At 34.5% G+C, this 9,038-nt stretch carries 8 protein-coding genes; 3 read left to right on the plus strand and 5 right to left on the minus strand.

The genetic code is table 11. The features are described from left to right. From AC3DU7_RS17160 to AC3DU7_RS17180, 5 genes are all read right to left on the minus strand, one after another. Positions 1 to 608 (minus strand): nuclease/transposase family protein (locus AC3DU7_RS17160; protein WP_488040536.1); only part of this gene is annotated, 608 nt, incomplete at its 3' end. Positions 609 to 1,830: 1,222 nt separating this feature from the next. Continuing rightward, positions 1,831 to 3,417 carry a glucose-6-phosphate isomerase gene (locus tag AC3DU7_RS17165; RefSeq protein WP_488040537.1) on the minus strand — a complete coding sequence of 529 codons (1,587 nt, stop codon included), beginning with the start codon at positions 3,415 to 3,417 and terminating at the stop codon, positions 1,831 to 1,833. 51 nt (positions 3,418 to 3,468) lie between these two features. Further along, entirely contained in the window at positions 3,469 to 3,726 is a 258-nt protein-coding gene (locus AC3DU7_RS17170; protein ID WP_488040538.1) for a cytotoxic translational repressor of toxin-antitoxin stability system, read from the minus strand. Between the two features lie 55 nt (positions 3,727 to 3,781). Then, positions 3,782 to 4,009 carry a hypothetical protein gene (locus tag AC3DU7_RS17175; protein WP_488040539.1) on the minus strand — a complete coding sequence of 76 codons (228 nt, stop codon included), beginning with the start codon at positions 4,007 to 4,009 and terminating at the stop codon, positions 3,782 to 3,784. A gap of 89 nt (positions 4,010 to 4,098) precedes the next feature. After that, positions 4,099 to 4,329 (minus strand): HNH endonuclease, encoded by a 231-nt coding sequence (locus tag AC3DU7_RS17180; RefSeq protein ID WP_488040540.1) that lies wholly within the window; start codon positions 4,327 to 4,329, stop codon positions 4,099 to 4,101. 573 nt (positions 4,330 to 4,902) lie between these two features. Between AC3DU7_RS17180 and AC3DU7_RS17185 the strand changes: the two genes are divergently transcribed. The 3 genes from AC3DU7_RS17185 to AC3DU7_RS17195 all read left to right on the plus strand — a co-directional run bounded on the left by AC3DU7_RS17185 (position 4,903) and on the right by AC3DU7_RS17195 (position 8,667). Next, positions 4,903 to 5,208: a small RNA NsiR4-regulated ssr1528 family protein gene (locus AC3DU7_RS17185; RefSeq protein WP_488040541.1), complete on the plus strand. Its 306-nt coding sequence runs from the start codon at positions 4,903 to 4,905 to the stop codon at positions 5,206 to 5,208. A gap of 1,816 nt (positions 5,209 to 7,024) precedes the next feature. After that, a complete protein-coding gene (locus AC3DU7_RS17190) occupies positions 7,025 to 7,726 on the plus strand; it encodes a glutathione S-transferase family protein (RefSeq protein ID WP_488040542.1) in 702 nt (233 codons plus the stop codon). A gap of 251 nt (positions 7,727 to 7,977) precedes the next feature. Continuing rightward, positions 7,978 to 8,667, plus strand: coding sequence for a glutathione S-transferase family protein (locus AC3DU7_RS17195; protein ID WP_488040543.1), 690 nt, complete (start codon positions 7,978 to 7,980; stop codon positions 8,665 to 8,667). The last annotated feature ends 371 nt before the right edge of the window (positions 8,668 to 9,038 follow it).

Below are 9,038 nucleotides of genomic sequence, written 5' to 3' on the forward strand. Positions count from 1 at the left end.
ATAGTTGACATCTGTTTGTTGTACCAACAATTCATTGATTTGAGATGTTTACCATCTACTATCAAGCTAGTACCCACATTCGATACACAAGTCAACCAATTATTGACACTATTGTCTATTACTAAGACATTTTCTTGGTTTAATTTAGGTTTAACTACTACTTCTTTTTCATAGACAAATTCCCAATAAAAACATCTATTTCTAGTTAAGAGCCTCAGTTCTTTAAGAGCAAAAAATGCTAGATTACTAGGCATAGCAATTAATAAACTGTCTAAGCAAAACCAGCGTTTACAGGTATTAGCTAATAGGACTCTAATTTGATTATCTCTAAGTTTTAATGCTTGCTTGGGGTAAATAACTGTAGCCATTTCCCCTTTTTTTCTGTGGTTAGAAATCCTTGGTCTGTCTGATATTTTCCCTGAACTATAGGCTTTAATTAGACCATCATAAGACCTAAACGATTCAGCTACGGTTCTCAATATTTGTTGTGCTGCTTGGGAATATAAAACTTTGTAATGATAGTTGTTTTTATAGACTTTTTCCAATTCAAACTTGCCGAGAGTTTTGTGAGACTTAAAAAATAATTGCCGACCATAATATGTTCCCATGTTAGTGAGCTTGTGAGACTCTTCGCATTAAGAATGTTAAGATAGCTATTAATTCAGGATTTTGAGCAACTAAAACTTGCTGAAAAGAGTACATTGGAAACAGGCGGACCGAAAAGTTATTGTGGATCATAGTAACAGAGGGCAACTAAAGTTGTCTAGTCCAAAGGACTCCCTTATTTTTATCTCCCTAGTTCAAACACGGGGGCCTTCAAGGTGGCTTTTCAATCAAATAAAATACATTGGATTAAAATCCGATGAGTTGCCTTTCATCAATCACTTAAAAAACGATGGCCTTCATGCTTCCATGTTATTTAGGGTTTGCTGAAAAAGTCTGATGGTGATGATAGGCAACAGGGAACAGGGAACAGTTTAGACTATCTGCTACGGCTAAATTTTCGGCATTGTACAGGAAAAAATATTAGCATTTTGAGACTAAAAGAGCCAAAAACCTTGCACTTTTTCAGCAATATTTAATCCTGGAAGCCTTAATTGGTATTGATTACAATTTTATTCAACAAGCCCTATTTAGGTAAATTTATCCTCCTTTTAATATGCGCAGCAAAGCATTCCGTTTGCGTAGTATTCCATACCAAAAGGAAAAAACCTAGCTCTGACCTTAAGAGGCTAACTGAAATGACGCTGACCTTGAGTATACAACTCAAGTTTCCCAAGACCGCAATTTAGGTTAGTATTTCTGTTCCACTAAATGTTCCTCTGGGTCTTCCTTTATAACCGTTAGAGTACAGCAGGAGGAGAACGACCCGCAAAAAAACTAGTAGCGTTCTTTAGTTGACAAGGTAGCTTAAGCGTGCTAGTGTCACGTACACTATGAGTAGTGGTAATAGACACCTGACTGTTGAACCTAGACAACTCAAGATATGGGGTTCAACTCAGAAGTACTGGTAAAATCTTTAAGGAAATCAGGTAGAGTAGACAAGTTATAGTATAAGAGCGACGGTGAGTCTTATCGTTGCTGCTTGTGAAGGTGTAGACATTAGTCAGCCAGGGAATCAGCAAGCTCCATCCTTGAGGAGGATAAGCTCCCACTATAATCGGGCGATTTAGCGGGAGATAACGTCACTGCATTAATTATTCTATTAAGTTCAGAAAGCATCCACAAACTAACATTACTTACTATTTCTGTTAGCCATAATCCTTGAGTTACTATATACCCCAGTCCACGAGTAAAAACTATATCTAAGGAAAAATCACTATCATAGTACTACTTATAGCTTACAGCTAAATTAGCTGGTTGTCCAAAATTTCCATGAAAAACAATATCCTTTTGGTTGGCTGCCAAATGGCGTAAAATTTTGTAAATAATTTCTATCTTGTCATCAGCACCTACTTTTTGGGCAATTTCTGCTAAAGATAGGGAAGAACTTTCTTGCTTGAGAACATTTACTATCTGTTTTTGTAATTCTAGTACTGTGGCCGCAGCTTTTTTGCCCGCTTCTACTCCTGGTTGGTGATAGGCATTAATATTAACTAGAGAGCCATAAAAACTAACAGCCCTTTCATAAAGAGCAATTAAAGCTCCTACATTTTTAGGATTAACTTGGGGTATTGTAACTGTAATAGAATCTCGCTGATTTTCATAAAGTGCTTGTCTGGTACCTTGGAGAAAACCAGATAAATAGTCACCAGAAGTAACACCTGGTTCTACTTCGGGAGAAATGCCTTGACGATCCTCTAGAACTTCGATGAAAGTAGTAAAGAAATTAGGTACACCATCACGCAACTGTTGGACATAAGCGTGTTGGTCTGTGGAGCCTTTATTACCATAAACTGCAATACCTTGATTTACTATATTACCATCTAGGTCTTTTTCTTTGCCTAAAGATTCCATCACCAACTGCTGTAAATAACGGCTGAACATTGACAAACTGTCTTTGTAGGGGAGAACTACCATATCTTTTTCTCCACGTCCGTTACCTACGGCGTACCAACTCAAAGCTAATAAAGCAGAGGGGTTACTTTTAATATCGTGTTTGCGAGTGGCTATGTCCATTTCTTTCGCCCCATCTAACATAGCCTGGATATCAATTCCTTGCAATGCTGCTGGTAGTAAACCAACAGAGGATAATTCAGAAGTACGTCCCCCTACCCAGTCTGCCATAGGAATAATATTTAGCCATCCTTCAGATTTGGCAATTTTACCTAGTTTACTATCGGGGGTGGTAGTAGCGACGGCGTGGGGAGCAAAGTCTAGATTTTGAGCAGCATAGGCTGCTTTGACTTCCATCATACCATTGCGGGGTTCTGGCGTACCACCTGACTTGGAGATGACTATGACTAGGGTGCTATTGAGGCGGTCCTTGAGTTTGTAAAGTACGCGGTCAATACCCGCAGGATCGGTATTGTCGATGAAATGTATTTGCATCGGTGGATCATTTGGACTAAGGGCTTCGGCCACAAATTGAGGACCGAGAGCTGAACCACCGATACCAATGGACAGAATATCTGTGAATTTGGGGGCATTGGGAGGTTTGATTTCTCCACTATGGACTTTTTTACTAAAGGTTTCAATTTTTTCGATAGTTTGGACAATTTCTTGTTTGATTTCGGGAGAGGGAGCTAAATCGGGGGATCTCAACCAGTAGTGGCCAACCATCCGGTTTTCGTCTGGGTTGGCAATCGCACCTTTTTCTAATGCTTCTAGATCTTGGAAAGCTTTTTCAAATTTAGGCTGGATTTTTTCTAGAAAAGAATCATCAAATTTAATGCGACTTATATCAACATAAAAGTTTAATCCTTCATGGTAATAAAGCCAGTTAATATAGCGTTGCCAGAGTGATTTTGAGTCCATAAAAATTACTGTATTTTGTTTTTTTAGCCTGCTACATAATAGTTTAGAAGACTAAATTTGTGGCTTCGGTAAAATACGGATAAATTTAATAATTTGACCTGTTACTTCTATACCTATCAGATAGTTGTCTACAGTAAATCTAAAGAAGATAGTACTGGTTCCAAGTTGTCTTAATTCTGGTAGTTCTTGTAAGTAATTTATTTGACTAAATTTGATAAAAACAAAATCATATATTTTTTGGTAGGCAGCAGTTTCTAAAGTTTTGAGGTCTTCCACAAAAGACCGAGCATAACGTACTTCTAGAGTCACAATAATATTGTTTTTTTCGATACTTTATTTTTGATGATTATTGCTTATTTTTAGTTCAGCTATCTTCTCGTTCAAAGTATAATATTTGTATAGCTTCTTCTTTAGTTAGGATATCTCCTGGTTTATGGGTTGTTTTAGATTGTTGAATAGCTTTTAACATGAAGCTGTCATAATAAAGTGTTTGTAAATATTCCCAACTTTTTTCTAGATCTACATCAGACATTTTACTTATTAGAGAGTACAACTTACTTTTGAGAATGTTAATTTTTTTTGAATTTACCATATATTTATCCTGATTTTATCGTGTTCTATTTTACTTGAAATTTTAATTTTTCTAGGAACAATATTTTTTTAATGTTAGTTACTGAAGTTCTATTTAAATTGTGGTTTGAAGTGATTTTTATTTTTTTGATTACATTTACTGCAGAGTTTTTGTAGATTACTAATATAGTTACTACCATCAGTAGTTAATGGAATAATATGGTCTATAGTAAGTCTTGTTTCTTTGGTAGTTTGACTACAACTTTTACAATGATAGCGAACGCGCTTGAAGACATATTTTCTGACTGCTAAAGGAATTTTGATTCGGGGAGTTTTGTTCATATTTTATTTCTGATTAAATCTATAATTTTTGTTATTTAGCATGATTATATCACCAGTTAATAAATCATCAAAATACTAACATTATTTGACTACGAGTATTTAGCGATCATCAACTTTAAAGCAAGATTCTTAATCGACCGAGTAATGACAGCAAAAGATACTTAACTATAATCAAGCTACATTTGTGAGAATATTCTAGGGTAATGTACAGAAAGTTTCTACTTAATTAAGCTTAATTAAGTACATCTATAGATGGTTTTAGAGAGTAGGAAAGATGAGGAGTAGGATAGGGAAAAATCCAAAAATATTTACCCCGTAAGTTGTACCATATTAACCGGGAATTGATTGTTTTTGACAATTAAAAGGAATAAATTATTGCATTAATCGACTAATTAATCAGATTAAGTGTTATTAAAGGCGATCTTATTTTTGCATTTCAAGCTCCAGATGTGGGAAAGTTTACTAAATTTGCTATGACTTGAATTTTAATTGGAAAAATTTACTCCTATAGAAAGTTTTGAGGTGTGCCTTGCACGAGATAATATAATTGTGTAAACTCAATAATTTTTTGCTATGTCTTCAGAACAAACTTCCACGCCTGTATCAACAACTGGAGCAGATGCCGTAGATGAGGCGATCGCTAAAGGAATAGATTTAGATGGTTCTACTATCCCACCAGAAAAGCTCGACCTTTATCACAAGGTAATGGCATTAGAAGGTCAACGACAACGGAGTGGGGTAAGTAATACAATGCGGTCTCGTATTGTACGTATTGGGGCGAAGCATATTTCCCAGGAAGAGTTAAATCAAATGTTGAAAGATGCAGATTTTGCTCCACTTAAAGAGAAAGAAATTGCTTTTTATTATGGTGGGAAATAAAAATAGTTTGTAGAGAAAAGCTAGGGGTTTGGTATTCAAACCCTTAAAACAAGCAAACTACTACAAAAAAAACTAAAAAACATTGATTTTCATATACTTCAGCTATGTAAGCATTCAGCCGTCAGCTATCAGCTATAAGTTATTAATATGATTATCTTGGAAGAATAAATTAGTCTTCAAGAAAAATTAAAAGTTACTACTCAAAGTATAGTCTTTTAACAAGAGAAAGAATTATTTGCTGATTGCTGACCGTTAATAGCTGAGTAAGCATTCAGCTATTAAGAAAAATTTTAATTATAGGCAGGTTTGATAGGAAATCATTTTGTTCTATTTTTTATTAATTTTCTGGTTCGATATATTCTGAAATTTTGGCGGAATATTTTGCTTGTATTATTTCTTGTATGTTCCAGAATCAGAAATTTATTCAGAATTACCTGACAGATATAAATTAAGTTTTTGCCAGAAAGGTTTACTACTTATTATTTTGACTAACTTTTGGTAGTAAGTAGGGCTTGCTGATTAATTCTCAAAGCATTGACTGATATTGGTTTCAGTCTTTTTTTGTCTATAAAAGTGCAAGCTTTTCGGCCTAAAAAGCTCATGCATGCTAGTATTTCGGGACGATTATGACAGAAAAATCAAGGTACTATTCTTCTGACTACTTCTTCTATAATTCTCATTCCTTCTAACTTCACCGATTCACCGATTCTGGCTCCTATCCCTACCAACAGACTTTATTCAGCAAACCCTAAGTAATTGAGCGGGGATGTTTTTAGTTCGAGATATTCAGAAATATTGTGGTGAGTAAAATTCTGGTTTTTGACACAATTTTTATAGCTATAAACAGAGACTACATCCTCTTAATTCAGTAATATTTTTTGATTTATTGTTGTTTATTAATGTAGGTAGGCATGAAAAAAAGTAAAGTAGCTTTTAAACCTCTTCCCTTCTGCCCTCTGCCTTCAGCCTTCTGCCTTCATCTAACAATAAATTTTAACCCCTACCTACTTATCTGCAAGTTTACAAGACATTTATGATTGGAGTGAATTGTGAGACTGTCTGAAATTTTGGCGGAATATTTTCGTTGTTTTATTTCTTGTCTGTTAGTTGTTGAATATTAGCATTGACTTCTGGTTATTGAATATTAGCATTGGGATATAAACCTAATTCCTTGAGCTGGTTCTTGATGTAATAATTTAAATATATTTTCTACCTGATTTTGTAAGTCTTGACATTGGGTGGGAATTATATTCATTTTGTCTTGATGATGTGAGCAAGTATTTTGTAATTTTATTATTGATTATTTGTTTCTAAACAACAATAGTATTTTCAGTGATTAATATTTTATTTTGATCGGGACAAGGCTGTAATTTTAGAGATAAATGCAAAAAAATTATTAGACTCCTTCAAAAAAGAATAGGCTTTTTACAAAAGTAGGTAAAAGGGAATAAAGTTTATGAAAAAATGCATAAAAAATTATCTAAATCTGTAATTTCCACTTCTATGTCTGTTAGTAATTGTCAAACCAATAAATTTTTTTTTATTTATACTTCTTTCTTCTTCCAAATTCTATCTTTCTTCTGACTAATAAAAGGGAAGAAGCAAGAAGACTTAATAGAAAAAAAACTTAAATTTCCAGATATTTACCCTTGGATTTACACAAATACACCCCAACAAACATGATATTAGTAGTAGAAAAATCAAAGATTGCAATAATTAACTAATTTTTGCTGTGAAAATAGCTCGATATTGACAAAAATATTATTTATTAACAATCCAAAATACTGTTATATTTGATAGAGAAGTTGCAAATATTATGGCATCCATGAAAATCAAAATGTATGACCTAGTAGGGGCAGAAAATAACAGAGCTTTTAGCCCCTACTGCTGGAGAATTCGTATGGCTCTAGCCCATAAACAACTAGAAGTACAAAGGATTCCTTGGCACTTCACAGAAAAAGAAGCGATCGCTTTCTCAGCTCAGGAAAAAGTACCTGTAATTGTTGATGGCGAACGAGTAGTTTTTGACTCTTGGAATATTGCCAATTACTTAGAGAAAACCTATCCAAATCAACCTTCTCTATTCGGCTGTCCTCAAGCTCAAGCTCAAGCTTTATTTATCAAAAATTGGGATGAAAAAGTTTTGACTCCAGCCTTACTACCAATGCTAATCTACAATGTATTTGAACATATAGATGCCAAAGACAAAACTTATTTTCGAGAAACTCGCGAACAAAAATTAGGCAAACCACTAGAAGAATTTAAAGATGTAAAACAATCTCAAATTGATAATTTGAGAACCATCCTCTCTCCTTTAAGAGAAACTTTAAATCAACAGCCTTTCTTGGCAGGAGAAAAACCAAACTTTGCCGATTACATTATATTTTCTAAGTTTCAATTTGCTCGTTCTATTTCCCCAATTAAATTCCTAGAAACCAACGATTATGTTAATCTTTGGCGGGAAAAAATGCTCGATTTATTTGACGGTATGGCACGTCAAAGCCTTGGTTACAATTAACTAGCTATCAGCTATCAACTATCAGCCTAAAAATTTGCGCATATAATTAGGTATCTATTTGCGGACCATTCCGTCAGGAAAAAGCTTGGGTTTAAATCACCGACTTATATTTAAGTCGCTTAATTTTAGGAATGGTTTAAATCTTTTTATAAAAAGCTGACTGCTGATTGCTGAAATGCTGTTTATGTAGCATTCCGTCAGGAAAAGCTTTTTAATAGTAAACTTCAAAAAAATTGGAGCTTTTTTAAACTATGACTATCGACTTATATTACTGGCCTACTCCTAATGGCTGGAAAATTTCTATCATGTTAGAAGAAACACAAACTCCCTATAATTTAATTCCGGTTAATATTACCGCCGGAGACCAATTTCAGCCAGAATTTCTGAAAATTAGTCCTAACAATAAAATGCCAGCCATTGTTGACCCCAATGGACCTAATGACAACCCTATTTCCATCTTCGAGTCAGGAGCTATTTTGCTTTATTTAGCTGAAAAAACAAGTCGCTTTATTCCCGATAACCCAGGCGATCGCTACACAGTAATTCAGTGGCTAATGTTTCAAATGGGAGGTGTTGGCCCAATGTTAGGACAAGCTCATCATTTTCGTCAATATGCACCCGAAAAAATTCCCTATGCAATAGAAAGGTACACCAATGAAGCATCTCGTTTATATGGAGTATTAAATCGACAATTATCTCAATTAGAATATGTGGCGGGAGATTATTCTATTGCCGATATAGCAATATATCCTTGGATAGTACCCCACGAAAAACAAGGACAAAATTTATCAGACTTTCCTCATTTAAAGCGATGGTTTGAAACTATCAGTCAGCGACCTGCAGTGAGTCGTGGTTTAGCAGTTTTAAGTGAGAGTCGGACAAAGAAGTTTGATGAAAAAGCAAGGGAAAATCTTTTCGGCGCTCGTCAGTTTCAGCAGTAATTAATTATTACTTTTTGTAGGGTGGGTTAATATTTGCTCACCTTATACAAAAACTGAAAACTTTTGCTACATCCTTTTTGCCTGAGAAAATGTCAAATTTAGTCTGTAGAGTTTGCTGAAAAAAAACTAACAGTAAAAATTAAACCTACTTTAGTCATAATCCCAGTATACCCTCTACTCAGACACTATAAATTGGGTAAAAATTCACTCACCCAACCTATTTTTAGATCCAAACACGACACAATATTATCTAAAATATTTACATTTAAATTTTATGGCAACTCTAAAATCAGAAAAATTTACATTTGAAGTAGTTGTGCGACTCGTTCCTGTTAGGAGCCTTTAGAGACTAAAGGGGTATGAATAGGGTC

The organism is Okeania sp., assembly GCF_983059655.1.